Source organism: Streptomyces dryopteridis (genome assembly GCF_049606955.1).
Classification (GTDB): domain Bacteria; phylum Actinomycetota; class Actinomycetes; order Streptomycetales; family Streptomycetaceae; genus Streptomyces.
The window spans coordinates 141,678-168,574 of record NZ_CP187113.1 but is presented as its reverse complement, the minus strand read 5'-3'; the positions used below and the strand labels follow the sequence as shown (position 1 = coordinate 168,574).

At 74.7% G+C, this 26,897-nt stretch carries 21 protein-coding genes; 12 read left to right on the top strand and 9 right to left on the bottom strand.

Annotation, left to right across the window (positions count from 1 at the left end; all coding sequences use genetic code 11):
* Positions 1 to 17 precede the first annotated feature (17 nt).
* Complete coding sequence (locus tag ACN20G_RS00715) at positions 18 to 776, bottom strand: GntR family transcriptional regulator (protein ID WP_424210722.1); 759 nt, start codon at positions 774 to 776, stop codon at positions 18 to 20.
* A 170-nt stretch (positions 777 to 946) separates the two neighbouring features.
* Between ACN20G_RS00715 and ACN20G_RS00710 the strand changes: the two genes are divergently transcribed.
* From ACN20G_RS00710 to ACN20G_RS00700, 3 genes are all read left to right on the top strand, one after another.
* Positions 947 to 2,281, top strand: coding sequence for a PTS transporter subunit EIIC (locus ACN20G_RS00710; protein WP_424210721.1), 1,335 nt, complete (start codon positions 947 to 949; stop codon positions 2,279 to 2,281).
* Between the two features lie 97 nt (positions 2,282 to 2,378).
* Positions 2,379 to 3,443: an SIS domain-containing protein gene (locus tag ACN20G_RS00705; RefSeq protein ID WP_424210720.1), complete on the top strand. Its 1,065-nt coding sequence runs from the start codon at positions 2,379 to 2,381 to the stop codon at positions 3,441 to 3,443.
* A gap of 46 nt (positions 3,444 to 3,489) precedes the next feature.
* Positions 3,490 to 4,161, top strand: a complete 672-nt coding sequence (locus ACN20G_RS00700; protein WP_424210719.1) for a (2Fe-2S)-binding protein — start codon at positions 3,490 to 3,492, stop codon at positions 4,159 to 4,161.
* Between the two features lie 63 nt (positions 4,162 to 4,224).
* On the opposite strand, the gene ACN20G_RS00695 is transcribed toward ACN20G_RS00700, so the two are convergent.
* Positions 4,225 to 6,033, bottom strand: a complete 1,809-nt coding sequence (locus ACN20G_RS00695; protein ID WP_424215311.1) for a S8 family serine peptidase — start codon at positions 6,031 to 6,033, stop codon at positions 4,225 to 4,227.
* Positions 6,034 to 6,216: 183 nt separating this feature from the next.
* Complete coding sequence (locus ACN20G_RS00690) at positions 6,217 to 7,650, bottom strand: cation:dicarboxylate symporter family transporter (protein WP_424210718.1); 1,434 nt, start codon at positions 7,648 to 7,650, stop codon at positions 6,217 to 6,219.
* A 126-nt stretch (positions 7,651 to 7,776) separates the two neighbouring features.
* Between ACN20G_RS00690 and ACN20G_RS00685 the strand changes: the two genes are divergently transcribed.
* Both ACN20G_RS00685 and ACN20G_RS00680 read left to right on the top strand, forming a co-directional pair.
* On the top strand, positions 7,777 to 9,369 hold the full coding sequence (locus ACN20G_RS00685) for an ATP-binding protein (protein ID WP_424210717.1): 1,593 nt from the start codon (positions 7,777 to 7,779) through the stop codon (positions 9,367 to 9,369).
* A complete protein-coding gene (locus ACN20G_RS00680) occupies positions 9,366 to 10,079 on the top strand; it encodes a response regulator (RefSeq protein WP_424210716.1) in 714 nt (237 codons plus the stop codon). The genes ACN20G_RS00685 and ACN20G_RS00680 overlap by 4 nt, the downstream gene beginning before the upstream one ends.
* Here the strand turns inward: ACN20G_RS00680 and ACN20G_RS00675 are convergent.
* Both ACN20G_RS00675 and ACN20G_RS00670 read right to left on the bottom strand, forming a co-directional pair.
* Entirely contained in the window at positions 10,052 to 12,496 is a 2,445-nt protein-coding gene (locus ACN20G_RS00675; RefSeq protein ID WP_424210715.1) for a Helicase associated domain protein, read from the bottom strand. The two genes, ACN20G_RS00680 and ACN20G_RS00675, sit on opposite strands and share 28 nt — an antisense overlap.
* A 208-nt stretch (positions 12,497 to 12,704) precedes the next feature.
* The gene (locus tag ACN20G_RS00670; RefSeq protein WP_424210714.1) at positions 12,705 to 14,549 is read right to left on the bottom strand and encodes a sigma-70 family RNA polymerase sigma factor; all 1,845 of its coding nucleotides are present in this window, start codon (positions 14,547 to 14,549) and stop codon (positions 12,705 to 12,707) included.
* Between the two features lie 618 nt (positions 14,550 to 15,167).
* Between ACN20G_RS00670 and ACN20G_RS00665 the strand changes: the two genes are divergently transcribed.
* Complete coding sequence (locus ACN20G_RS00665) at positions 15,168 to 15,743, top strand: hypothetical protein (RefSeq protein WP_424210713.1); 576 nt, start codon at positions 15,168 to 15,170, stop codon at positions 15,741 to 15,743.
* Between the two features lie 123 nt (positions 15,744 to 15,866).
* Here ACN20G_RS00665 and ACN20G_RS00660 read toward each other — a convergent pair whose 3' ends face one another.
* Positions 15,867 to 16,718 (bottom strand): HAD family hydrolase, encoded by an 852-nt coding sequence (locus tag ACN20G_RS00660; RefSeq protein ID WP_424210712.1) that lies wholly within the window; start codon positions 16,716 to 16,718, stop codon positions 15,867 to 15,869.
* Between the two features lie 126 nt (positions 16,719 to 16,844).
* Complete coding sequence (locus ACN20G_RS00655; RefSeq protein ID WP_424210711.1) at positions 16,845 to 17,690, bottom strand: IclR family transcriptional regulator; 846 nt, start codon at positions 17,688 to 17,690, stop codon at positions 16,845 to 16,847.
* 87 nt (positions 17,691 to 17,777) lie between these two features.
* Here ACN20G_RS00655 and ACN20G_RS00650 point away from each other — a divergent pair, with 87 nt between their 5' ends.
* The 4 genes from ACN20G_RS00650 to manD are packed head-to-tail and all read left to right on the top strand — an operon-like array spanning position 17,778 to position 22,071.
* Positions 17,778 to 18,419, top strand: coding sequence for a bifunctional 4-hydroxy-2-oxoglutarate aldolase/2-dehydro-3-deoxy-phosphogluconate aldolase (locus ACN20G_RS00650; protein WP_424210710.1), 642 nt, complete (start codon positions 17,778 to 17,780; stop codon positions 18,417 to 18,419).
* Positions 18,416 to 19,420 (top strand): PfkB family carbohydrate kinase, encoded by a 1,005-nt coding sequence (locus tag ACN20G_RS00645; RefSeq protein ID WP_424210709.1) that lies wholly within the window; start codon positions 18,416 to 18,418, stop codon positions 19,418 to 19,420. Before ACN20G_RS00650 ends, ACN20G_RS00645 begins: the two co-directional genes overlap by 4 nt.
* A 5-nt stretch (positions 19,421 to 19,425) precedes the next feature.
* Entirely contained in the window at positions 19,426 to 20,805 is a 1,380-nt protein-coding gene (locus ACN20G_RS00640) for an MFS transporter (RefSeq protein ID WP_424210708.1), read from the top strand.
* Positions 20,806 to 20,856: 51 nt separating this feature from the next.
* Entirely contained in the window at positions 20,857 to 22,071 is a 1,215-nt protein-coding gene (gene manD, locus ACN20G_RS00635) for a D-mannonate dehydratase ManD (RefSeq protein ID WP_424210707.1), read from the top strand.
* A gap of 85 nt (positions 22,072 to 22,156) precedes the next feature.
* On the opposite strand, the gene ACN20G_RS00630 is transcribed toward manD, so the two are convergent.
* Both ACN20G_RS00630 and ACN20G_RS00625 read right to left on the bottom strand, forming a co-directional pair.
* Positions 22,157 to 23,086, bottom strand: coding sequence for an aldo/keto reductase (locus ACN20G_RS00630; protein WP_424210706.1), 930 nt, complete (start codon positions 23,084 to 23,086; stop codon positions 22,157 to 22,159).
* Positions 23,087 to 23,258: 172 nt separating this feature from the next.
* The gene (locus tag ACN20G_RS00625; protein ID WP_424210705.1) at positions 23,259 to 24,590 is read right to left on the bottom strand and encodes a glycoside hydrolase family 18 protein; all 1,332 of its coding nucleotides are present in this window, start codon (positions 24,588 to 24,590) and stop codon (positions 23,259 to 23,261) included.
* Positions 24,591 to 24,862: 272 nt separating this feature from the next.
* Here ACN20G_RS00625 and ACN20G_RS00620 point away from each other — a divergent pair, with 272 nt between their 5' ends.
* Together ACN20G_RS00620 and ACN20G_RS00615 are read left to right on the top strand one after the other, a co-directional pair.
* Positions 24,863 to 25,954 carry a LacI family DNA-binding transcriptional regulator gene (locus ACN20G_RS00620; RefSeq protein ID WP_424210704.1) on the top strand — a complete coding sequence of 364 codons (1,092 nt, stop codon included), beginning with the start codon at positions 24,863 to 24,865 and terminating at the stop codon, positions 25,952 to 25,954.
* A gap of 8 nt (positions 25,955 to 25,962) precedes the next feature.
* On the top strand, positions 25,963 to 26,871 hold the full coding sequence (locus ACN20G_RS00615) for a sugar phosphate isomerase/epimerase family protein (RefSeq protein WP_424210703.1): 909 nt from the start codon (positions 25,963 to 25,965) through the stop codon (positions 26,869 to 26,871).
* Positions 26,872 to 26,897: the final 26 nt, after the last annotated feature.

Below are 26,897 nucleotides of genomic sequence, written 5' to 3'. Positions count from 1 at the left end.
GGTCCGCCCCGCGGCTGTCACCCTGACTGGAGGGTCATCCGCAGCCGGTGGCGTTCCCCGCTGTACTCGACGCGCGAGCGCAGCAGGGGGCGCCCGTCGCGGGTGCGGACCAGCTGGTCGAGGACGAGGACCGGGCCGCCGCGCGGGCAGCCGAGCAGCTCGGCCAGGCGCGCGTCGGCGACCTGGGCCTCGATGGTGGCCTCGGCGAGGTCGGGGCTCTTGCCCCAGCGGGTCAGCTCGGCGAAGAGGGAGGCCGAGGTGAAGTCGATCCGGGGCAGGTCCGGGGCGGCGTCCAGGATCAGCAGGGCGTGGTCCACGGCCACCCGGACGCCGTTGAGGGTGCGCACGCGTTCCAGGCGGAACAGGGGGGTGCCGGCCGGCACCTCCAGCGCCTCGGCGTCGTCCAGGCCGGCCGTGACGGTCTCGCTGCGGATCACCAGGGAGCCGGGGCGCATGTGCTTGCGCCGGGCCGTGGCGGTGAAGGACTCCAGCTCCTTGGGCCATTCGCGGGCCGGGGTGGGGGCCACCGGGGTGGCCACGAACCAGCCGCGCCCGTGGGAGGGGACGACCACGCCGCGTTCGACGAGCTCGGTCAGGGCCCGGCGCAGGGTCACCCGGGAGACCGAGAGCAGGGCGCACAGCTCGCGCTCGGGCGGGAGGCGGTGGCCCTCGGTGAGTCCGCGCCGGGCGATCTCCTCCCGGATCCGGTCCGCGCACCGGACCCAGAGGGGGTCGGCGGCGCGGTTCGGGCGGGGGTCCGGGAGGTCTTCGTTCATGATCCCGAACCGTACCACCAAAGACCACTTGGGCGGTCTGTGAACCGGGACCTTCGGCCCGACCGGCGGTTTTCGGAGCAGACCACTACATACATCTGTTGACCACATAAGAAACCACCGACTACCTTCCGAGACATGTCCCCGACCCCCGCTCGACGAGGAGCAGCCCGATGACCACGGCCACGGCCCCGGCGGCCAAGCCCGCGCCCCCCGGGAAGAAGCGCGCCAAGATCATGCCGGTCATGCAGCGCATCGGCCGCAGCCTGATGCTCCCGGTCGCCACCCTCCCGGCCGCCGCCCTGATGCTGCGCCTGGGCAAGGAGGACCTGCTCGGCAGCGACTCGCTCCCGCTGATCGTCCGCAAGCTCGGCATGGTGCTCGCCGCCGGCGGCGGCACCGTCATCGACAACCTGCCGCTGCTGTTCGCGGTGGGCGTCGCGATCGGCTTCGCGAAGAAGGCCGACGGCTCCACCGCGCTGGCCGCCGTGGTCGGCTACCTCGTCTTCAAGGCCGTGCTGGCCAGCCCCGCCTTCCCGATGGGCGTGGACGGCAAGCCGCTGGACGCCAAGGTCATCGGCGGCATCGTGATGGGCCTCGTGGCCGCCGGTCTCTACCAGCGGTTCTCCCGCACCAAGCTGCCCGACTGGCTCGGCTTCTTCGGCGGGCGCCGCCTGGTCCCGATCCTCGCCGCCTTCGCCGGCGCCGGCGTCGGCGTGGTCTTCGGCGTGGTCTGGCCCACCGTCGGCTCCTGGTTCTTCCACTTCGGCGAATGGCTGGTGGGCACCGGCGCCTGGGGCGCGGGCATCTTCGGAGTGGTCGTGCGCTCCCTGATCCCGATCGGGATGCACCACTTCTTCTCGTTCTTCCCCTGGTTCGAGGCCGGCTCCTTCACCAACCCCGACACCGGCGCCGTCGTGCACGGCGACATCGCCCGCTTCCTCGCCGGCGACCCGAGCGCGGGACAGTTCATGACCGGCGGCTTCCCGATCTACATGTTCGCGCTGCCCGCCGCAGCCCTCGCCATCGCCCACACGGCCCGGCCCGAGAACCGCACCATGGTGCGCGGCATGATGATCTCCTGCGCCGTCACCGCCTTCGTCACCGGCGTCACCGAGCCCATCGAGTTCTCGTTCATGTTCGTCGCCCCCGTGCTCTACGCCATCCACGCGCTGCTCTTCGGCGTCTCCATGGCCCTGTGCTACGCCCTCGGCATCCGCGACGGCTTCGGCTTCTCCTCGGGCGCCATCGACTACGTCGTCAACTACGGCATCGCCACCAAGCCCTGGATGCTCATCCCGATCGGCCTGGCCTTCGCCGCCCTGTACTACGTGATCTTCCGCTTCGCCATCGTCAAGTTCGACCTGCCCACGCCGGGCCGCGAACGCGACCCCGAGGCCGCGCCGGCGCCCGAACCGGCCGCGGTGCCCGCCGCCCGCGAGGCCGCGAGCGCCTCCCGCGCCGAGAGCGCCGCACCGGGCGAGGCCCCGGACCGCAGCAGCACCTGACGGAGCGCGCCGGGGAGCGCCGGCCCACCACCGCCCGCGCCCCCGGCCCCGTCACACCCCCCCCCGCACACGTCACACCCCTTGTACTGGAGCCCTCATGTTCGCCTCCCGGATCACCTTCCTCGACGGTCAGGCCGGTCAGGGCGCCGCCCTGGAACGGATCGCCGCCCACGTCCGGGCCCGTCTCGCCGAACCCGCCGCGGCCGCCGCCCTGCGCGAGGCCCGCCGCCCGCTGTTCACCGGCATCGGCGCCTCCTTCGCGGCCCTCGCCGTCCCGGTGCACCGGCTGCGCGCCGCCGGCGTCGTCGCCCAGCGGGTCTCCGCCGACGAGATCGAGAACGGCCTCGCGGGCTTCGACACCGACTGCCTGATCGGCGTCTCGCAGAGCGGCCGCAGCTCCGAGACCCTCGCCGCCTTCGCCGCCGCACCCGCCGACACCACCCGCGTCGCCCTGGTCAACGTGTTCCCCTCGCCGCTGGTCGAGGCCGCCGAGCTGGCCGTGGACCTCGGCAACGAGGCCGACTCCTTCGCCTCCACCGTCGGCTACACCGGCACCATCGTGGCCCTGGACCTGGTCGCCGCCGCCATCGAGGGCCGGCTCGCCGACGAGGACCACTGGAGCGGGATCGCCGGCCGCGTCGAGGAGGTCCGCTCCCGGGCCGCCGAGGTCGCCGCCGCCCTGCGCGTGCGCGGCGCCGCCTGCACGGCCGCCGACGACGTGGCCGCCGGTTCCTCCCGCGCCTCCGCCGAGGAGGGCGCGCTGCTGCTGCGCGAGGTGGTCCGGATGCCCGCCGCCCACTCCTCCACCCGTACCTACCTGCACGGGGAGATGGAATCGGCGGGCAACACCCTGCACCTCGTGCACGGCGCCGGCCGCGAGCTCGACCTCGCCCGCTCCCTCGCCGGGGCCGGCCACCTCACCCTGCTCGTCACCACCGCCGACGTGGACCCCGCCGAGAACCTGTTCACCGTCCGACTGCCCCAGTGCCCCGACGCGGTCCGCGTCGTCCTGGAGACCGTCGTCCTGCAGGAACTGGTCGCCGCCCTCGCCGACGAGCGCGGGGTGCCGATCGAGTCCTTCGTGTTCGCCAACGACGACACCAAGCAGGGCGGCCTGAACATGGACGACTTCGAGGTCGCCGCCTTCACCACCACCGGCTGAACCGCCCCCCGGCCGGCCCCGCCGGCCCGACTGCGATGATCGGCGCATGGAACAGATCCTGCGCCGGCTCGCCGCCGTCGGCCCCTTCTTCACCGTCACCGTCCCCGCCCCGGAACAACGCTCCGGGGCGCGGCCGTTGCCCGAGCTGTACGAGGACGGGCTGGACGCGTGGGTGGCGGCCGTCGGCCGTCGGCTGGGCACGCGGGACACCCGGGTCGCCGCCTCCACCGCCCAGTTCGGCCTCGCCGCCCGCCTGTGGTCGGTCGGCCTGGGCGTGATCGCGCTCACCGGGCAGGGCATCGACCTGCGGGCCGAGCGCGTCCTGTGGCGGCCCGGCCCCACCGGCTCCCCGGAACTGCTGCTGCCCGAGCCCCGCCCCCGTCCCGCCGAGGAACTCCCGGACCTGCTCGGCCCGGGCAACCTGGACGCCCTGCACACCCGGATGCGCTCCCGGCACCGGCTCTCGCGCACCGTGCTGGAGGGCAACGCCGCCTCCGGGATCGCCGGCGCCCTGCGGGTCCTGCACGTCGCGCTGCCGGAGGCCGCCGACGGAATCGCCCCGCTCGCCGCGCGCTGGCTGGACGAGGGCCGGCTCGCCGGCGCCGGCGAACTGATCCACGAACCCGGACTCGGGACGGCCTACCGGCGGCGCAGCTGCTGCCTGTACTACCGGATCGCGCCCGGCGGCTTCTGCGGGGACTGCGTGCTGCGTCCCTGACCGCCCACGCGGCAGGGGGCGAGGCCGCCGTCGACCTCGCCCCCGCCTTCGCCCGCCCGGACCCTACGAGAAGGTCAGGTTCCAGGCGTCGATCTTGCCGGTGTCACCGCCGGCGTTGTCGTTGACCCGCAGCTTCCACACCCCGTTCGCGACCTCGGAGGAGGCGTCGACCGTGTACGTCTGCGCGATGTTGTCGGCGCTGCCCCCCGCGCGGTTGTGCAGGGTGTACACCGAGCCGTCCGGGGCGACCAGGTCCACCTTCAGGTCGCCGATGTAGGTGTGCGCGATGGTCACGCCCACCTTGAGCGCGGCCGGCGCGTTGCCGGTGACGCCCGAGACGGTGATCGGGGACTCGACGGTGGCGTTGTCCGCGATCGCGAAGTCACCGAGGTTCTCGAAGTACTTGCCGGTCGGCGGAGTGGCGCCGCCCACCGCCTTCAGCGCGTCCACCCGGCCCTCGCCGAAGAAGGAGTTCTTCGCCGTGGTGCCGGTGCACCGGGTGTCCGAGGGGCAGGCCAGGTCCTGGGCCTGGGTCGCCAGCCGGTCCCGGATCTGCGCCGGGGTCAGCGTCGAGTCCGCGCTCACCATCAGCGCCGCCACGCCCGTCACGTGCGGGGAGGCCATCGAGGTGCCGTTCTTCGTGCCGTACTTGCCGCCCGGGAGGGTGGAGTACACGCCGTTCGCGCCGTCGCCGCCCGGAGCGGCCACGTCGATCACGTCCCGGCCGAGGTTGGAGTACGACGCCTTCACCCCGCCGCTGCCCAGGGCCGCGACCGTCACCACGCCCGGCAGCTCCGTCGGGATGTCCACGCACGCGTTGGTGATGGTGCGGGTCACCGGGGTGGAGTCGTTCGGGCTCGCGGTGTCGGTGGTCTTGTTGGCCAGGTCGTAGTTCGAGTTGCCGGCCGCCGCGACCTGCAGCGAGCCCTTCGACTCCGCGTACGCCTGGGCCCGGCGGACCCCCTCGATGATCGCGGCCTGGTCGAGGTTGTCGGGGCAGTTGAACTGCCACGGGTCGGTGTAGTAGCTGTTGTTGGTGACCTTGAACCCGTGGTCACCGGCCCACATGAACCCGCAGACGGTGTTCTCGGCGAAGAACAGCGTGGAGCCCGGCTCGGCGATCCGCACCGAGGAGATCTTCACCCCCGGGGCCACGCCGACCACGCCCTTGCCGTTCTTCGCGGCCGCGATCGTGCCCGCCACGTGGGTGCCGTGGGTGTCCACGTCCCGCCACGCGCCGGCCCGGGTGTCGGCCTTGCCGTAGGCGCAGGAGGCCGAGTCGGCGGCGTTGAAGTTGGGCGCGATGTCCTGGTGCTGGTCGTCCACACCGGTGTCGAGCACGCCGACCTTCACGGACGGGGAGCCGGTGGTGACGGCCCATGCCTGGTCCGCCTTGATCTCGCTCATGTCCCAGCGGACCGGCTCGCCCGAACCGGTCGCGGACTGGGCGGGGTTGGCGGGCAACGTCGGGTTGTAGGCATCGGCCGGCACGTCCGAGGTGCGGGTCGCGCCGACCTGCTGGATCCCGGAGACCGCGCGCACGGCGGCGGCGAACGAGGCCGAGGAGGAGTGGGCGACGACCACGCCGATCGCGTCGTAGTACGCGTAGACCGTGCCGCCGTTGGCGGTGACGGCGGCGCGGGCGGCGGAGGTGTCGCCGGCCGCCGTGATCACGAGGTAGGACCGCGTCCCGGCCACCCAGGTCGCACTCCGGGAGGACGGGGCCGCGGCCGTCGGGGCCTGGCCGGGGGTCTTGATCGGGGGCTTCGCGGCGGGCGCCGGCCGCGCCGGTCCGCCGACCGGGTCGGTGCCGGCGGAGGCCGCCGGCACGGTCAGCGCGAGGGCGGCGGCGAGGGTCGCGGCCACGGTCAGGGTACGTCGGGGGCGGCTGGATATGTGGGGTCTCAAAGCGTCCTCCGAAAGATCCGCCGGGGCGCGAACGCGCCCCGGCGGATCGTGAAAACGAGTGGTGGACCGCAAGATGTCAGACCGGTGCCCCGATATGGAAGTACCTTTTACCGCTCGGCGAACACGCCTTCGCCGGCCGGAAATCGCTCATCGAGCCGGTACGCCATCCTTCGGCCGGTTCTGTCCGTCCGTCGGCGCCCCCACCGGCGCGACCGCCTCCGGGCCGGGCTTGGCCCGCGGTTCCCCGCCCGAGTCCCCTTCCGTGTCCCCGTCCGGCGCGGCGCCGTGGCCGTCGTCGATCAACGTCCGTTCGTCGAAGGGCAGTCGACCCGCCAGCACCTCGGCGGCCCGCTCCTTGTCGAACTCCTTCGTCCACGTGCCGATCAGCACCGTCGCCACCGCGTTGCCCGCGAAGTTCGTCAGCGCCCGCGCCTCGCTCATGAACCGGTCGATGCCCACGATCAGGCCCACCCCGTCCACCAACTCCGGTCGGTGCGACTGAAGTCCGCCGGCCAGCGTGGCCAGCCCCGCGCCGGTGACCCCGGCCGCCCCCTTCGAGGCGATCACCATGAACAGCAGCAGCGAGATCTGCTCGCCCAGCGCCAGCGGCTTGCCCATCGCCTCGGCGATGAACAGCGAGGCCATCGTCAGGTAGATGGCCGTGCCGTCCAGGTTGAAGGAGTACCCGGTGGGCACCGTGATGCCGGTGACCGGCCGCGAGACGCCCAGGTGCTCCATCTTCGCGATCAGCCGGGGCAGCGCCGACTCCGAGGAGGAGGTCGACAGGATCAGCAGGAACTCCCGCCCCAGGTACCTCAGCAGCGCGAACACACTCACCCCGGTGCACACGCGCAGCAGCGTGCCCAGCACCACGACCACGAACAGCAGGCAGGTCGCGTAGAACCCGATCATGATCACGGCCAGGGACTTCAGCGCGTCCACCCCGGTCGCCCCGACCACCGCCGCGATCGCGCCGAACGCGCCCACCGGCGCCGCCCACATGATCATCGCCAGCACCCGGAACACCATCGCCTGCACGTGCCCGATCCCGCGCAGCACCGGCTCCCCGGCCCGCCCCATCGCCTGGAGCGCGAACCCGCACAGCAGCGCCACCAGCAGGGTCTGGAGCACCTCCCCGCCGGTGAACGCCGACACCAGGGTGGTCGGCACGATGCCCAGCAGGAACTCCGAGGTCGACTCCGCCCCGCCGCTCTTGGCCTGCGCCTCGCCCGCGCCCCGCACCGCCTCCGTCAGGTGCAGCCCGCTGCCCGGCTCCAGCAGGTTCCCCACCAGCAGCCCGATGGCCAGCGCCACCGTGGACATCACCACGAAGTAGCCCAGGGCCAGCCCGCCCACCACGCCGACCTTGGCGGCCTTGCGCACCGAACCGATCCCCAGCACGATCGTGCAGAAGATCACCGGCGAGATCATCATCTTGATCAGGTTCACGAAGCCCGTGCCCAGCGGCTTGAGCTCCACCGCCACCCCCGGCGCCGCCAGACCCGTCACGATGCCCAGCACCACCGCGCCGATCACCGCCAGATACAGCCAGTGCGTGCGGTCCCGTCGTCCGGCGACCATGTTGCCTCCCGCGAATCGTTGCCGTGCGCGCTCGTCCCCGCGCACCGCTGACGACCTTGACGCAGGAGTGTGACCCCGGTCACCCTTGCGTTCATAGAGTTCCCGACCCGGTGCACACTGAGCGCCATGTTCCGCTTGCCGCGCCCCCGCAGCCTGGCCGGCCGGCTCTTCGCGATGCAGGTGCTGCTGGTCGCGCTGGTCGTGGCCGGCTGCGCCGTCTTCGCCCACGCCTTCGCCCGACGACAGGCCGACGAGGCCGCCACCCGGCAGGCCGGCGCCACCGCCCGCACCGTCGCCGACTCGCCCTCCGTCCGCGCCGCCCTCACCGCCCCCGACCCCTCGGCCGCCCTCCAGCCCTACGCGGAACGGGTCCGGATCGACGCCGGCGTCGACTTCGTCACCATCATGGACACCGCCGGACGACGCTGGACCCACCCCGACCCCGACCGGATCGGCGAGCCCTACCTCGGCACCATCGCCCCCGGCCTGCGCGGCGAGACCCACGCCGAGACCTACACCGGCACCCTCGGCCCCTCGGTCCGGGTCCTGACCCCCGTCCGGGCCGCCGACGGCCGCGTCATCGGCCTGGTCGCCGCGGGCATCACCGTCCGCGCCATCGGCGACCGCGTCGCCGCCCAACTCGCCGACCTGCTCTGGGTCGCCGCCGGCGCCCTCACCCTCGGCGCGATCGGCACCTACGTGGTCAACGCCCGGCTGCGCCGGCACACCCACGGCATGAACGCCGCCGAACTCAGCCGCATGTACGACTACCACCAGGCCACCCTGCACGCCGTCCGCGAAGGACTCCTCGTCCTCGACGGCACCCGCCGCGTCGCCCTCGCCAACGACGCCGCCCGCGAACTCCTCGACCGACCCGAGGACCTCCTCGGCCGCGCCGTCACCGAACTCGACCTGCCCGCCCCCCTCGTCGGCGCCCTCCTCGACACCCGCCCCCGCACCGACGAGGTGCACCTCACCGCGCACCGGGTCCTGCTGCTGTCCACCGCCCCGGTCCGCGGCGGCGGCCGGCACGGCACCGTCGTCACCCTGCGCGACCACACCCAGCTCCAGGCCCTGACCGGCGAACTCGACCACGAACGCGGCTTCACCCGCGCCCTGCGCGCCCAGGCCCACGAGGCCGCCAACCGCCTGCACACCGTGGTCTCCCTCATCGAACTCGGCCGCGCCGAGGACGCCGTCGACTTCGCCACCGCCGAACTCGAACTCGCCCAGGCCCTCACCGACCAGGTCGTCACCGCCGTCGGCGAACCCGTCCTCGCCGCGCTCCTCCTCGGCAAGGCCGCCCAGGCCCACGAACACGGGGTCGAACTCCACGTCACCACCGACCCCCGCCCCGAGCGTCGGCCCGCCCCCACCGACCTGCCCCCGCCCCGCGACCTCGTCACCCTCCTCGGCAACCTCGTGGACAACGCCCTCGACGCCGTCGCCGGCCGACCCCTGGCCCGCGTCGAGGTCACCCTGGAACGCACCCCCGAGGCCGTGGTCCTCACCGTCGCCGACAACGGCCCCGGCCTGCCCGACCACGCCGACCTCTTCCGCGAGGGCTGGTCCGGCAAGGGCGAGGGCCGCGGCCTCGGGCTCGCCCTCGTCCGACAGACCGCGCACCGCCACGGCGGCGCCGTCGAGGCCGCCGACCGCCCCGAGGGCGGCGCCGCCTTCACCGTCCGCCTGCCCGCCCCCCGGACGGAGACCTCGTGACCCCCGCCGACAGCGCCCCCGCGCCCACCCCCGACATCAAGGTCCTCGTCGTCGAGGACGACCCCGTGGCCGCCGCCGCGCACGCCCTCTACGTCAGTCGCGTGCCCGGCTTCCGCGCGGTCGGCACCGTCCACACCCTCGCCGCCGCCCGCCGACTCCTCGACCGCACCCGCGTCGACCTGCTCCTCCTCGACCTCGGCCTGCCCGACGGCGACGGCCTGCGCTTCGCCCGCAACCTGCGCGCCACCGGCCGCGACGTGGACGTCATCGTGGTCACCAGCGCCCGCGACCTCGGCGTGGTCCGCGAGAGCGTCACTCTCGGCGTGGTCCAGTACGTCCTCAAACCCTTCGCCTTCCCCACCCTGCGCGAACGGCTGCTGCGCTACGCCGAGTTCCGTCGCACCGCCGGCGGCGAGGCCGGCGGGCAGGCCGATGTGGACCGGGCCATCGCCGCGCTGCGCGCCCCCGCCCCCACCACCCTCCCCAAGGGGCTGAGCCAACCCACCCTCGACCGGCTCACCGCGCTGCTGCGGGCCGCCCCCGAGGGCCTGACCGCGGGCGCCGCGGCCACCGCCGCGGGCGTCTCCCGGATCACCGCCCGCCGCTACCTCGAACACCTCGTGGACACCGCCCGCGCCGACCGCACCCCCCGCTACGGACAGATTGGTCGCCCCGAACTCAGCTACCGCTGGCGCCCCGAGGCCGCCTGAGCCCACTCCATCCCCAGCGCCTCCAACGCGGTCCGACGCTCCGGCGACAGGTCCTCGGCGCGGGCCCGCTGGTTCGCCACCCACACCCCCAGGCGCACCGGCCCGCCCTCCGGGGCCCGCTCCACGTGACCGCGCGGCACCCGCAGGTGCCCCTCCCGGTCCCGGAACGCGCGCGCCGCCTCCCACGAGGTCAGCCACCGGGCCGCGTGCCCCCGTCCGGCCGACCGCGCCCCGGCCTCGCCGGACCCGTCCGGATCCATCCCCAACTCGCGTTCCAGCAGCCGTTGTTGGGGCTCGCTCAGCCGATCCCAGCCGGCGCGCTGGGCGGCCACCCACACCCCCAGGTCCTCGCCCTGCGCGACCACGCCCCCCGCCGGCGTGGGCAAGCCCCCGCCCGCCCGCAGGTGCGCGCGGGTCAGGTGGAATGCGCGCTGCCACCCGCTGTCCCACTCCGGACACCAGCACGGATCCACCGCCTCCAAGGCCGCCCGCCGCTCCGCCGACAGCCCCGCCGGTCCCCGTCGGGCCGCCGCCCGCTGGTTCTTCACCCAGATCCCCACCGGCGCCCCCTCCCAGACCGCGTCCACCGGCGGCGACAGGTGCCCGTGCGCGGCGGCCCACCGACGGGCCACGTCCAGACCGTCGGCGAAGGAACGGTCCGGCACGCTCCACACCATCCCCAACGCGTCCAATTCCCCGATCCGCGCCACGCTCAGCGTCCCCGCCCGCCGTCCCCGCCGCGCGTCGGCCACCCACTGACCCAACGGAAACCCCGCCGTCCCGACCGGCCAGGCCCCGTCGCCCGCCGGCGCCCGGAACACGAACGGCACCCGCAAATCCCCGTGGGCCCGCCGGTAGGTGCGGGCCGCCTCCAGCCCCCGCCGCCAATGCCGACGCTCCGGGTCGATCACCCGCAGCCGCACGAAACTCGCCAACAGCGCCGGATCCCTCGGCACGGAGAACTCCAACAACCCGCGCGCCCCCGCGCCCGGCACCTCGGCCACCCCCGGCGCCGCCGACCCGGCGGCCGCGCCCACACCACCCGGCGCCTGCGGCTGCGCCAGGGACTCCACCAGCCGCGCGTCGTGCGCCCGCAACGCCGCCAACAACCGGGCCAGGTCCGCGTACGCCCGCGAGGTCAGCATCGACTCCACGTCCTCGCCCGGCCCGTGCAGCACCGGCACCACCAGCGTGGCCACCTTCCCCTGCCCCGGCCGGATCCGCAGCGCCCGCCCCACCGCCTGCACCAGATCCGGCATCGACCCGCGCAGATCGGCCCAGAACACCGAATCGCAGTCCCGGATGTCCACCCCCTCGCCCAACACCCGCACACTGCCCAGGTACGCCTTCTCGCCCGGCCGGTCCCGCGCGAACGCCGCCAGCGTGCGCCGCCGGTGCGCCGCCGAATGCGCCCCGCTCAACCAGTCCGCCCGGATCCGGTGCGGCGGCGTCGGATCGGGACCCCGATGGGCCGCGCGCAACCGGCGCGCCACCGCCGGCAGCCCCGCCGCGAACGCCTCCGCCTCCCGCGTCAGGTGGTGGAAGACCAGGGTGCGCCGGAAGCCCCCCGCCACCGAGGCCGTCACCAGCGCGGTCTGCAACGCGGCCAGGCGACTGCCGCGCACCGCGTCCCCCCGCGCGTCCGCGCCCCGCGCGAGCGCGGCCCGGAAGGCGGGGTCGGCGATGTCCACGCACAGCACCCGGTAGGGGGCGCAGATGCCCCGGTCGATGGCCTCGGACAGGGTCAAGGTGTGACACCGCGCGCCGAACGGGCCCCGCGGATCGTCCTCCATCGAGGCCACCGGGGCCGGGGTCCCACCGTCCCGTCCGGCCCCCGCGCCGGTCGGGTCGGCCCAGACCCGGGGGGTCGCGGTCAGGTACAGCCGGCGCAGCGCCGGGATCCGCCGGTCGTCGTGCACGACCGCCCAGGGCTTGCCGATCCGCCCGGAGGTGCGGTGCGCCTCGTCCACGACGATCAGGTCCCAGGCGGGCAGCCCGGCCCGGTGCGCCCGTTCCACGGTGCCCGCCGCGAGGGAGGCGTAGGTGGCGAACACGGTGAGCCGAGGGCCCCGCGCCCCGCGCGCGGCCAGCGCCGCGCCGGAGGTCGTGGTCGGCATCCCCGCCTCGCGCTCCCGCAGCGAACACAGGCCGAGCAGCGGCCCGGTCCGGCCGCCGGCCCGCCACGCGTCCGCGGTCTGCGTCAGCAGATCCAGCGTGGGCACGAGCACCAGCACCCGCGCGGCGCGCAGCCTGGCCGCGGACCGCACCGCCACCAGGGTCTTGCCCGAACCGGTGGCCATGACGACCTGGGTGCGCAGGCCCCCGGCCGGCACGCGTCCGTCCGCCGGGAGGCCGAGGGCGCGCGTGACCGCGTCCACCGCCTCCCGCTGGTGCGGGCGCAACTCCTGCCGTGCCATCGTTCCGCGTCAGCCCCGTCTCGTCCGTGTCCGCCTCCCGGCACCCGCCTGAACAGCGGATATCGCCATGGAGGCCATCTTGCCCGGATCGGGGCACGAGCGATGCCCGGACGAGCGCGGGCGGGGCCGACCGAGATCGGCCGGTGGAGGGACGATGGAGCGACGGTGAGGCGGCGATGGGGGAGTGGTGGGGGCGCGGTGGGCGGGATCAGCCGCCCGCGCCGAAGTTCTGCGTCCACCACGGGCCGCCCGGCCCCTCGTGGTAGCCGACGCCCAGGTCCTCGAACGAACAGTTGAGGATGTTGGCCCGGTGGCCCGGGCTGTTCATCCAGGACTCCATCACGGCCGCGGCCGTCTGCTGCCCGCGCGCGATGTTCTCGCCGTACGTGGTCCACCGGTAGCCGGCCGCCGTGGTCCGCTCGCCCGGCCCCGACCCGTCGGGGGCGGTGTGGTCGAAGTAGTCCCGCGCGGCCATGTCCTGGGAGTGGCCCTGGGCTGCGGCCCGCAGCTTGGCGTTGTCGGAGACCGGTGAACAACCGGCCGCCGCCCGCTCCTTGTTCACCAGCGCGATCACCTGCGCGACCACGCCCGCGTCGGCCGGCGGGGTGTCGGCGGTGGGCCGGGAACCGCGCGAGGTGTTCGGGGTGCGGGGCGCGGGGGCCTCGGGCGCCCGGCTCGTCGGCCGCGTCGAGCGGCGCGGCGCGGCGGAGGCGGAAGCCGAGGCGGAGGGTGAGGCCGAACGCGAGGCGCCGGGAGAGGCGGAGGCGGAAGGGGACGAGGACGGGGAGGGGGACGCGGAGGCCGAAGCGCTCGGGTCGGGGCCCGTCGAACCGGACGGCGCGGGAGCCCGGCCCGAGGCGTCGAGCGCGGCGACGGGCGTGCCCGAGGTCGGGTCCCCGGCCACCACGCCCCCACCCTCGGGGAAGGTCCCCAGGTACACCAGCCCGCCGCCCGCCACGCACGCGGCGACCACGCCCACGGCCGCCGCCCGTCGACGCGAGCGCTCCCGACGGCGGCGCGCCCCGCGCCCGGCGGCCCGCGCCGCCGCCCGCCCCGGGTGCGCGGGTCCGCCGGCGAAGCCCACCGGCAGGCCCGGGTCGGGCGCCCCGGCGTCGGGGGTGTGCGCGAAGCCCACCGGATCGAGGCCCTCGACGGGTTCGGCCGGCCGCCACGCGCCGACGAGCCCGGCACCGCCGTACGCGTCCAGGCCCGCGCGGATCGCCGCCGGCAGCCCCAGGGCGACCACGGGCACCAGCCCCAGGCCCACCAACAGGCCCTCGGCCGGCACCAGCCCCTGCCACCAGGCCGCGCAGCGCACGCACTCCCGGGCGTGTCGGGATATTCGCTTGCGCCACAACGCGGCCGGTCGGCCGTCCCAGCCGGCGAGCACCGCGGCCAGCTCGGGGCAGGTCGGGCGGGCGTCCAGGGCCCGCACCACCACGCGCGAGGTCTCCAGGGTGGCCTTCATCCGCTGCACGCGCACGGCCGTGTGCCGCGGCGGCAGGCCGATCGCCGTGGACACCTCCTGCCGGGTCAGGTGCCCGGCGCACTCCAGCCACCACAGGGACAACAGCTCGCGGTCTTTGGGATCCAACCAGCGGGTGGCCCGCGCCGTCTCCTGTCGCTGGCCGGAGAGGTAGAGGCGGACCAGGGTGAGGTCCACGAAATCGGCCCCCGGGTCGGCGACCTCGGCCACCTCGTCGAGCCCGGTCCGCCCCGGGACACCGCCCCGGTCCTGCCGGTGGGCGCGCACGCGGTTGACGGCGATGGCCACGAGCCAGGACCGGAAGCTCTCGGGAGAGCGCAGCCCGTCGAGCCCGCCGAGGGCGCGCACCATCGTGTCCTGCACCACGTCGTCCACGTCGGCGTGCCCGCCCAGGGCGCGGCCGACGACGTTGTAGACGAGCGGGAGGTGCAGGGAGATCAGCTCGTCCTGCGCCCGGGGGTCGCCGGCCCGCGCCGCCCCCACGAGCGCCGTGACGCGTGGGTCCGGGGCGGGGGAGGGGTACCCCGGGTGACGAGGTTCCCCGGCGTGCTCCGGATGTTCGATCATGTGTGCGCCCCTGTCCGTGTCGGCGGTCGATGATGCCCAATACAGAGGGAGACCGTCGAGGGGGGATCCGATAACCGAAATTCCGAACAGGAATCCGGACAGTGTGGCGACGGGGCCTCGGGGACCGGTCCCGCCGCTGGTGCGGTGGGGTCCTCGGGCCCGGAACGATCACGGGCGGGTCGCGCGCACCGCGACCGCGCCGGGACCGGTGGAGGCCCCGTCGGACCTCTTCTGACCTGCGGGGACGCCGGCGCTCGGTGATCGCGGACGGGGCGAGGCGGGCGGAGCCGGCGGGCGGGCGCGGTGTCCGAAGACGAACGGTGCCCCTTGCGCCCGCCGCCCGGATCGGTGCGCGGGCGCCGGATCCGGAATCCCCCGTCGAGCGTGGCGAACGCCACGCGGATCCCGGGCGAGGAGGAATTCCGCTTTGTCCTGTTGGGGGGGATTGGGGCGATTCGCGAACGCCGGGTGGTGGCCCGCGTCGGACACGGTCGGCCGGCGCCGGAGAACTCCTGTACCACATGATGGGCATTTGCCACGATTCCGACATGCCGCCCCGGCCCGCGACCCGCGCGGGTGGCGGGCGGCCGCTCGTCCCCTTCGCGCCAGGAGCCCACCGTGCCCGCACACCCGCCCCACCCCGTACCCGACCGTCCCGGGGCCCCGACCGCCTTGCTGATCACCGGCACCGTGGGCGTCGGCAAGACCACCGCGGCCGACCTCCTCGGCGACCTGCTCGCCGACGCCGGGATCCCGCACGCCGTGATCGACCTCGACCGGCTGCGCGGATTCCGGCCGGCGCCCCCGGACGACCCCTTCGGCCACCGCCTGCTCGTGGACAACCTGCGGGCCGTGGCCGCGCGGTACACGGCCGCCGGCGCCCGGCATCTCGTGCTCGCCGGGGTCGCCGAGAACGCCGCCGAACGGGACGATCTGCGCGCCGCGATCGGCATGCCGCTGCGGGTGTGCCGGCTCACGGCGGACCTCCCCGCCGTGCACGACCGGTTGGGCCGGCGGCACGCGGCCGATCACGACCTCGCGTCCCTGCCCTGGCACGTGGAGCGCGCCGGCGAACTCGCCCGGGTCCTGGACGCGACCGGCCCCGCCGACGCGATCGTGGACACCACCGCGCTGCGTCCCGCCGAGGTCGCGGCGGCCGTGCTCGCGGACACCGGATGGCTCGCGCCCGCCTGAGCCGGCCCGCCTGAGCCCGCCCGCCGCCCCGGGGTGTGCGGCCGGGCCCCGCGCGCTCGGGCCCGTGCGCTCGGGACCGCTCCCCGTACCGCGCCGGAGCCGCCCGGCACGGGGAGCCGAGGCTCAGGCCCAGCCGTCGATCCAGGCCAGCAGCCGGGGGTCGGCCAGCGAGGGCGCGAGATGGTCCGCGCGCGGCGGGGCGGGGGGTTCGACCGGGGCCGGACGCGGGGCCGGCGGGCCACAGGGCACCGGGGCGTGGGCCGGGGCCGGCACGCCCGTCGCTCCGGCCGTCCCGTCGGTCCCGGGCGCGAGCACCCCGACCGTGGCCGGGCCCGCCGCCCGTGCGGCCCGCAGCCCCTCGGCCCCGGCCTCGAAGGCCAGCACGTGCCGGGTCGCGATGCCCAGGGCGCGGCACGCCGCCAAGTGCAGGTCGGGCGCGGGCCAGGGGGCGTCCACCTCGTCCCCGGCCACCGTGACCGCGGCGGCCTCGGCCAGGCCCACGGCCGTGAGCGTCGCGTCGAGTGCCACGCGCGGCAGCGGGGAGAGGATCGCCACCGGCAGTCGCCGGCCCACCCGGATCACGAACTGTCGCGCCCCCGGCATCGGCCGGCACCCGGCGCGCAGCCGGGCCACGCCGGCCCGCACGACCTCCTCCTCGATCTCGGCCAGGGCCCGCGGGTCCCCGCCCAGGCCGAAGCGCTTGGCCATCACGGCGGCGGCCCCGGCGGGCGACAAGGCGCGCAGGGCGGCGTCCTCGGCCGGCCCGTACGGCAGCCCGTGCGCCTCGAACCGCTCCGCGCGCGCCTGCGCCCAACACCCCGCGCTGTCGGCCAGCAGGCCGTCGCAGGCGAAGAGCACGGCGCGCAGCGCCTTGGGGCGGCGTTCGACCGGCCGCGGGGCCTCGGGGGCGGCGCCGGCGTCGCCGGGCCGCTGCCGATGCTCCGGCGCGAGGTCGACGGTGGAGCGGTGGTCCATGTGCCTGGTCCCTCTTTTCCCATGTGTTCGAGCAGATGCCGGCTCAACGATCAAAGGGGCGGGGAGTGGCGTTTCTTCACACCGTCGGAACAACGCCCGCCCGGGGCCCGCGCCGGGCCCCGGGGGTCACAGCAGGGGGGCCAGGGCCTCGGTGGCGGCGCGCAGGGCGGGCGCGTAGGAGGTGATCTCCTCGCGGTCCACGAGGAAGGTGACGGTGGTGACGCTGACCCCGCCGAGCGGGCGTCCGGTCCGCGCGTCGAGGATCACGCGGCCGATGCAGCGGATGGTGGGCTCGTTCTCCTCGTCGTCCAAGGCGTAGCCCTGCTCGCGGACGAGGGCGAGTTCGGCCTCCAGGGCCTCGACGGTGGTGAGGGTGTTCGGGGTGCGGCGGGGCAGTCCGGTCGCCTCGATCAGCGCGCGGGCCCGATCGCGCGGCAGGTGGGCCAGGACGCCCTTGCCGATGGCGGTCGTGTGCAGGGGGGCCTTCATGCCGACCCGTGACGCGGTCTGGAAGGGCTGGGCGCTCTCCAGCTTCCTGATGTACGTGATGGTCTCCTCGCTGTGCAGGGCCAGGTGCACGGTCTGCCCGGTGGCCGCGCGCAGGGCGTCGAGGATCTCCTCGATCGTGTTCGGCTCGCCGGCCCGGACCGTCGCCGACAGGCCGCGCAGTCGAGGGCCCGCCGTGTAGCGGCTCTCGCCCTCCTGGCGGACGAAGCCCTGGTCGATCAGGGAGGCGAGGATCCGGAAGGTGCTGGACTTCGGGACGGCCGCCGCCGCCATCACGTCGGTCAGCCGGTGCGGTCCGCCGGGCGCGGCCACCGCCTCCAGGATCCGCATGGACTTCTCCAGGGCGCTGCCGGCGGTCGAGGTCCGGCCGCCGCGCGCCGCTCCCGCGCCGTCCTTCGGCCCGGTGTCCCCGGGTGAATCGGTGCTTTCCGACCCGGTGTTCTCGGGACCTTGTTCCCGTGCCACGACGGCTCCTCCGGTGTGTACAGTCTGGACCAAGAAGTTCCGGTACACGATACCAAGTTCCGGTACGTGGAACAAATGGAGAATCCCTTGTCCTGTCATCCCTACGCGGTCATAGCCGCCCAGCGGCTGCTGCCGGTCCTGCGCAACGCCGACGCCGACGAGGCCGTCGCCCGCACCACCGCACTGCTCGCCGCCGGCTGCCGCGCGGTGGAGCTGACCACCTCCACCCCGGGATGGGCCGAGGCCGTCGCCCGCACCACGCACCTCACCGACGCCCGGGGCCGCACCGCCCTCATCGGCGTCGGCACCGTCACCACCGCCGCCGACGCCGAGACCGCCCTCGACGCCGGCGCCTCCTTCCTCATCTCCCCCTACCCCGCCCCCGAGGTCCGCGCGGTCGCCGAGCGACGCGACGCGGTGTTCATCGAGGGCGGGTTCACCCCCGGCGAGATCGCCGCGGCCGTCCGCGCCGCCGGCGCCGCCAAGGTCTTCCCGGCCCACGTCGGCGGACCCACCTTCGTGAAGTCCCTCAAGGCCGTCCTGCCCGACGCGCTGATCATCCCCACCGGCGGCATCGCCCCCGACGAGGTCCGCCGCTGGCTCGACGCGGGCGCCGTCGCCGTCGGCATCGGCAACGGGCTGCCCGCCGACCCGGCCGACCTCGCCGCCGTCTTCGCCGACCTGGCCCTGCCCTGCGCCGACTGCGCCGACCCGAGCGAGCAGGCGTGACCACCGAAGCCACCGAGCCCGAGGGGTACGACGTCCTCGTCCTCGGCGAGGTCCTGGTCGAGATCCACGCCGCGACCACCCTCGCCGACGCCCGCGACGGCACCGACGCGCGCATCTCCTACTCCGGCGACGCCCTCAACGCCGCCGCCGCGGCCGTCGCGGCCGGCGCCCGCACCGCCCTGCTCACGGTGGTCGGCGACGACGAACTCAGCGTCCCCCTGCTGGACCGGGCCCGCGCCCTGGGCATCGACGTCACCCACGTCCGCCGCGCCCCCCGCCCCAACGGCGCCTACCTGCTGTCGGCCGACACCGAGGGCGACCGCGAGTTCGTCTACTGGCGCACCCACAGCGCCGGCTCCACCCTCTCCCCGGAGCACGTGGCCGGCTGGGCCCACCTCTTCGGCCCGCGCACAGCCCTGATCACCAGCGGCATCACCGGCGCCCTCTCGGCCACCGCCCGCGAGGCCGTGGTCGCCGCCGCCGAGACGGTGCACCGGGTCGGCGGCCACCTCTCCTACGACCCCAACTTCCGCTCCCGCCTCACCACCCCCGAGGAGGCCCGGGCTCTCCTGGCCCGCGTCGCCCCCCTCACCGGCCTGCTCAAGACCTCCTGCCCGGCCGACGCCCGCGCGCTGGTCGACACCGAGGACCCCGCCGTCGCCGCCGCGCGACTGCGGGCGCTCGGGGCCCGCACGGTCGCCGTGACCGCCGGCGCCGAACACCTCCTGCTGGACGACGGCACCGGCCCCCGGTACCTCCCCGTCCCGGTCAACCCGCACCCCGTCGACGCCACCGGCGCCGGCGACAGCTTCAACGGCACCACCACCGCCCGGCTCGCCCTCGGCGACAGCCTCGCGGACGCCGTCGCCCACGGCATGGCGGCGGCCTCCCTCTCCGTGTCCGGTCGTGGGGGTACCGGACGCGTCCCCTCCTTCCCGGAGACGGCGGCCCTCGCCGCCGCCCACCGGAGCAATCCCACCCGGATCGGACAGGCACGATGAGCACCGTGGACAGCAAGGACGCTGCCGCCACAACGGCCCCCACACCCCAGGGCGAGGACCCCGACCCCGCGTCGACCGCGCCCCTCACCCGGCCCAAGGGCCGCAAGAACAACATCCGCTGGTGGATGACGGGCCTGTGCTCCCTGGCCTTCGTCTTCAACTACATGGACCGCACCACCCTCAGCGTGGCCCTCCCCTTCATGGGCGAGGACCTGCACATCAGCGAGACCACCCAGGGCCTGCTGCTCGGCGTGTTCTTCGTGGGCTACGCCTTCTGCCAGCTCCCCGCCGGCAAGCTCGTCGACAAGTACGGCGTCAAGCCCGTCTTCGCGATCGGCGCGCTGATCTGGGGCGCCGTCACCATGCTGACCGGCCTCGTGCGCGGCCCGGTCGAACTGGTCCTGGCCCGCCTCGGCCTCGGCGTCGGCGAGGCCAGCGCCTACCCCGCCTCCGCCAAGGTCGTCTCCCGCTGGTTCCCCAACCGCGAACGCACCCTCGGCAACGCCATCTGGGACGCGGGCTCCCGCGTCGGCGCCGTCATCTCCCTGCCCATCATCACGGCGCTGATCGCCTGGGCCGGCTGGCGCGTCGCCTTCTACGTGGCCGGCGCCCTCGCGCTGGGCTGGGTCCTGCTGTGGTGGAAGGCATACCACGACCCGCAGAAGCACCCCAAGGTCACCGACGCCGAACTCGACTACATCCGCAAGGGCGGCGCCCGCCTGGAGGACATCCAAGAGGACGGCACCACCACCACGGCCAAGGTGCAATGGAAGCAACTGTTCCGGTACCGCACGGTCTGGGGCATGATGATCGGCTTCTTCTGCCTCAACTACAGCAACTTCTTCTTCATCACCTGGTTCCCCGCCTTCCTGGTCAAGGACCGCGGCTTCAACCTGGCCGAACTCGGCATCTTCGGCATGATCCCCGGGTTCGTCGCCATCGGCGGCAGCCTCGGCGGCGGCGTGGTCGCCGACGCCCTGCTGCGACGCGGCTGGTCGGTCAACAAGGCCCGCAAGACCTGCCTGGTCCTCGGCATGACGGGCGCCTCCACCATCGCCCCCGCCGTGTTCGTCGAGAGCGCCGCCGGCATGATCGCCCTGCTCTCCCTGTGCTGCGCCTCGCTCGCCTTCGCCGGCGCCTCCGTGGCCTCCCTCCCCGCCGACGTGGCCCCCGAGCCCGGCCAGGTCTCCTCCCTCGCCGGCATCCAGAACTTCGCGTCCAACATCGCCGGCTTCGTCGGCCCGATCATCACCGGCGCCATCGTCGCCTCCACCGGGTCCTTCATGTTCGCCCTGGTCTTCTCCGGCGGCCTCGCCGTCATCGGCGCCCTCGCCTACGGCCTGCTCATCAAGAAGGTCGAACCCCTCCCCGTCCTCTCCTCCTGACACCCCCCTCTCCCACCCCGCACCACCCTCCCAACGAAGCGAGGCACCCCCATGGCCACCATCGTCGACGCCAAGGTCATCGTCACCTGCCCGGCGCGCAACTACGTCACCCTCAAGATCACCACCTCCGACGGGGTCACCGGCATCGGTGACGCGACCCTCAACGGCCGCGAACTCTCCGTCGCCTCCTACCTCTCCGACCACGTCTGCCCGCTCCTCATCGGCAAGGACCCGGCGCGGATCGAGTGGATCTGGAACTTCCTGTACAAGGGCGCCTACTGGCGGCGCGGCCCGGTCACCATGACCGCCATCGCCGCCGTGGACGTGGCCCTGTGGGACATCAAGGGCAAGGTCGCCGGCCTCCCCGTCTACCAGCTGCTCGGCGGCGCCTCCCGCGACGGGGTCACCGTCTACGGCCACGCCAGCGGCAACGACATCCCCCAGCTCCTCGACGACGTGGCCCGCTTCCGCGACCGCGGCTTCCGGGCCGTCCGCGCCCAGGCCGCCGTGCCCGGGGTCGAGAAGGTCTACGGGATGCGCAAGGGCGACGGCAACACCTACGAGCCCGCCGACGGCGCCCTGCCCTCCGTCGAATGCTGGGACACCGGCAAGTACCTCGACTGGGTGCCGCAGTACATGGCGGCCGTCCGCGAGAAGTTCGGCTACGACTTCGACCTGCTGCACGACGTGCACCACCGGCTCACCCCCATCGAGGCCGCGCACCTGGGCAAGTCCCTCGAACCCTTCCGGATGTTCTGGATCGAGGACGCCACCCCGGCCGAGGACCAGGAGGCATTCCGCCTGATCCGCCAGCACACCACCACCCCGCTGGCCGTCGGCGAGATCTTCAACTCCATCTGGGACTGCCAGCACCTCATCACCAACCGCCTCATCGACTACATCCGCACCTCCGTCTCCCACGCCGGCGGCATCACCCACCTGCGCCGGATCTTCTCCCTGGCCGAGCTCTACGGCATCCGCTCCGGCTCCCACGGCGCCGGCGACCTCTCCCCGGCCTCCTTCGCGGCCGCCCTCCACGTGGACCTCGCCATCCCGAACTTCGGGATGCAGGAGTACATGGAGCACCTGCCCGGGTACGAGGAGGTCTTCACCACGAGCTGGACCTTCGAGGACGGCCTCATGCACCCCGGCGACCGGCCCGGCATCGGCGTCGAGTTCGACGAGAAGGCCGCCGCCCGCTTCCCCTACGAGCGCAAGTACCTGCCCGTGAACACCCGCGTCGACGGCTCCGTCCACGACTGGTGACCCCCGGCCCACCCCGGGCCCACTCCTGACGCCGGATCCCGCGGGCCCCGGTCGGGCACCCGCCCCGACCGGGGCCCGGGCGCGCTCACCCCGCGTCCGGCCCCCCACCGGCCAGACGGGACATCTCCGCCCCCGTCAGCCGTATCGCCCCCGCCGCCACGTTCTCCCGCAGGTGCGCGGGATTCCCGGTCCCCGGAATGGCCAACACGTGCGGGCCCCGGGTCAACGACCACGCCAGGCGCACCTGCGCCGCCGACAGCCCCCGCTCCCGCGCCACCTCGTGCACCACCGGGTCGTCGTCGGCCGGCACCCCGCCCTCCCGCGAGGCCCCCGCGATCGCGAAGAAGGGCACGAAGGCGATGCCCGCCTCCCCGCACGTCTCCACCAACGCGTGCGCCGCCGGATCCGCCCCGATCCCGTACGCGTTCTGCACGCACACCACCGGCGCCACCGCCCGCGCCTCGGCCAGCTGCCCGGCCGTCACGTTCGACACCCCCAGGTGCCGCACCAGGCCCGCCTCCCGCACCTCGGCCAGCGCCCCGAAGTGCTCCGCCACCGAGGAGGTCGCCGCGTTCGGCGGCACCCGCAGGTTCACCAGGTCCAGGTGGTCCCGCCCGAGTTGGCGCAGGTTCTCCTCCACCTGTCCGCGCAGCTCCTCGGGCCGCGCCCACCACCAACTCCCGTCCGTGCGCCGCCCCGGCCCCACCTTCGTGGCGATGGTCAGGTCCTCGGCGTACGGGGCGAGGGCCCGGCCGATCAGCTCGTTGGCCGATCTCAGCGCCGAGAAGTAGAAGGCCGCGGTGTCCACGTGATTCACCCCGGACTCCACCGCCGCCCGCAGCACCGCGACCGCGCGGTCCCGATCGCTCGGCGACCCGTCCGCGGTGTGCGTCAACCGCATCGCGCCGAACCCGAGCCGGTACACCGACCGGTCCCCGAGCGACCAGGTACCCGACTCCACGGCACGCGGCCCACCGGCCGCGCCCGCGCTTCGCTCGTTCGCTTGTGTGTTCATGATCGGGATTCTGGCACGGGGTACAGGACCCCGTTCGGCCCCTGTGGACAACCCGAGCGCTGTGGACGAACCCCTCACCCCCGGCCGGACGAGGGCCGGCGGGGGAGTGGTCGGCGGCGGGCCGGAATTCGGGTCACGGCCCGCCGCCGGGTCAGGCGCGGGGCGGTGCGGCTCAGCGGCCGCGCAACCCCTTGTCGATGGCGGTGAACAGCTCGCCGTCGGCGGTGTCCCCGTCCAGGGACCAGACCATCGCCCCGCCGAGCCCCCGCTCGCGCACGTAGGACGACTTCTGGCGCAGCACCCGCGGGTCGTCGTACGTCCACAGGGTGGTGCCGTCGAACAGCCAGGCGTGCCCGTTCGCCCGGTCCCGGTGCACCGTGAACCTCCCGGAGTCGGCGAGCTTGCGCAGCGCCTTGTAGTCCTCGTAGCCGGCCGCCCACGTGGCCGGCGCCGGGCCCGTCGCGGGCTGCCCCAGTCCGTCCCCGCCGCCCGAGACCCCGGTCCAGCCCTGCCCGTAGAAGGGCATGCCCACGACCAACTTGCGGGCCGGCGCGCCCCGGCGCAGCCACGCGTTCACGGTGCCGTCCACGCTGAAGTCGTTCCGGGCGAACAGCGCCGACTGCTGGGCGGTGGTCTTCTCGCCCGACACGTGGAAGTCGTAGCCCTGGAGGTTCACGAAGTCGAAGTCGCGCATGATCTTGCGGACCTCGAAGCCCGCGTCGATCTTCGCGGGCGCGGTGGGCACGAAGGCGCTGAGTTCGTAGTGCTTGCGCTGGCTCCGGCCGTACGCGTCGAGTTGCCGCCGGAACTCGGCCACCAGCGCGGTGAAGTTCCTCTTGTCCTCGGGCCGGAACACCGTGTCGGTGTCCCCGGCCGAACCCGGCCACTCCCAGTCGAGGTCGATGCCGTCGAAGACGCCCGCCGCCGCCCCGGGCCCGCCCCGTGCCCCGTCGCGGGGGAGGTCGCCCTTGATGTACAGGTCGATGCAGGAGCGGACGAACTCCTCGCGGGAGGCCGGGGTGCGGGCCGCGTCCGAGAAGTGGGTGGACCAGCTCCAGCCGCCGAGCGAGATCATGGCCTTCAACCCCGGTTGCTTGGCCTTGAGTTCCCGCAACTGGTTGAAATTGCCCGCCAGCGGCTGTTCGGCGGTGTCGGCCACGCCGTCCACCGAGTTCTCGGCGTCGAGCGGGCGTTGGTAGTCGGCCCAGGGGTCGGCCTCGCCCGGGGTGGGGTCGAGGAAGCAGCGGCCGGCCGCGTTCACGTTGCCGAAGGCGTAGTTGACGTGCGTCAGCTTCGCCGCGGTGCCGTTCTTCTCCAGGTCCTTGACCTGGAAGTTCCGGCCGTAGACCCCCCACTGGACGAAGTAGCCGACGCGCCGGCCGTCCCGGTCCCGGTCGGCCCGCTCGGCGGGTCCGCTCCCGGCGCCCGCGCTCGGGGCGAGGGTCAGGAGGAGGGAGAGGGAACAGGTGCCGGCGGCGAGGGCGGCGAGCAGGGTGCGACGCATGGGCTTCCTTCGCGGGACGCGGGGGAGTGGTGCTCCTGGACCGTGCTGTCGACGTGGACGTTATTGGTCTGGACCATGCCGGTCAAGGCTTGGTCATGAACCCCCGCTCCCGGGGCGAGGTCTCGCACCGGATGCCCCGGATGCCCGAAAGCACCCGTTCGAGTGATGGAAAGCGCTTTCTTCCCCTGCGAGCATGGGTGGGGGAGAAGCGACGGGCGGAGGGGCCCGGTTGTCGCGGACGGGGCGAGGGGCGCGGGGGCGAGGGGGAGGGCATGGCGGTGACCATGGCGGAGGTGGCCGAGCGGGCCGGTGTCTCGCCCGCGACCGTCTCCCGGGTGCTCAACGGCGGCCACCCCGTCGCGGGCGACACCCGCAGCCGGGTGGAACGGGCGATCGAGGACCTGGGGTACGTGGGCCACGCACCCGCCCGCAGCCTGGCCGCCGCCACCTCGGAACTGATCGGACTGGTCGTCCCCGATCTCGCCGAACCCTGGGCCGCCGCGCTGACCAGCGCCGCCCAACGGACCCTGAGCGGAGCGGCGGGCACGCAGCGACTCACCATCGTGTGCCCCACCGGGGGCAGTCCCGACCGGGAGGCGGCGGCGCTCGCCCGCCTCCTGGCCCACCGCGCGGCCGGCGTCCTGCTCGCCGGACCCGAGACGGGCGACGCGACCCAACGGCGGCTCGTCGCGACCAGGTTGGCGCTGCTCGGTGCGCACGGGGTGCCCGTGGTGCTCTGCGGCCGCCCCGCCCCCCGCCCACCGACCCCGCCGGGACCCGACGCGCCCGCGCCGATCCCACCCGGACCGGCCCCGATCGTCCTCGGATTCGACGAACGGGGCGGCGCGCGCCGGGTCACCGAACACCTGTGGAACCTGGGGCACCGCCGCATCGGACGGATCACCGGCCCCGCCGACCATCCCGTCACCCGCGCCCGGGACGCCGGTCACCGCGAGGCCCTCGCCCCGCACGGTCCCCGGGCCCTCGCCGAGATCGAGGACCTCACCGCGCGCACCACGGGCACCGCCGCCGGCGGCCGGCGGGCCGCCCGTGCCCTGCTGCGCCGAAGACCCGACCTCACCGCCCTCCTGACGGGAGACGACCCGGTGACGGGCGGTGCGCTCGCGGCCCTGCGCGACGAGGGCCTGCGGATACCGGCGGACGTGTCCGTCGCGGGCTTCGGCGGCGTGACCCCCGCCTGGACCGATCCGCTCGCCCTCACCACCGTGGAGACCCCCCTGCGCCGGGCCGGGGAGCTCGCGGCCCGGCTGCTCCTGGGCGCCGTCCGGCCCGCCCCCGGCGAGATCACCCTGCCCACCCCCCTGCGCGTGCGGGAGTCGACCGCACCCCCACCCCTGGAGTGAGACACCCCGTGAAGTTCGCCTTTTCGACGCTGGGCCTGCCGGGGAGCACCCTGGAACGCACGCTCACCCTCGCCGCGACCCACGGGTACGAGGGCGTGGAACTCCGGGCCCATCCCGAGGAGCCCGTGCACCTCGGACTCTCCGCCCGCCGGCGCACCGCCGTGCACCGCCGGTGCGTGGCGGCCGGGGTGCGGGTGCTGTCCGTGGCCGGCTACACCCAGGTCGCCGGTCGCGGCGCGGACGAGCCCATGCTCGCCGAACTCCTCTCCCTCATCGGACTCGCGGCCGACCTGGAAGCACCCTTCGCCCGGGTGTTCCCCGGCGCCGGTTCCCTGCCCGAACACGTCGCCGACGCCAACGCCGTGCGCAGACTCCGGGTCGTGGCCCCCTTCGCCCGCCGGCACGGGGTGCGGCTGCTGCTGGAGACCCACGACTCCCACCGCACCGGCGCCGCCACCGCCCGGGTCCTGGACCGGGTGGCCCACCCGGGGGTCGGCGCCCTGTGGGACGTGCTGCACACCTGGCTCGGCGGGGAACACCCCCGGGACTCGGCCCGCTGCCTCACCGATCACCTGGGGTACGTGCAGGTCAAGGACGTGGCCTCGCCCGGCCGGCTGACCCCGGTGCCCCTGGGCCAGGGGGTGCTGCCACTGCCGGAGGTGGTCGGCGGACTGCACCCGGACGGCTGGGTCTGTTGGGAGTACGAGAAGCGCTGGTACCCGGACGCCCCCGAACTCGCCGGGCTCCTCAGCCAGGGGCGGGCCCACCTGACCGAACTGGCCCGCGCGGCCGGCGCCGCCCGCCCCGCCCGCCCACCGCGCCCCCGCTCCGGAGTCCTCCCGCCCACCCGCCCCCCGGCCTCCCCGCCGGCGGCCCTCGCCCCCGAGGCCCTGACCCGCGACGCCCGCCGCCCCTGAACCGCCGCCCCTGACCTGCCCCTGAC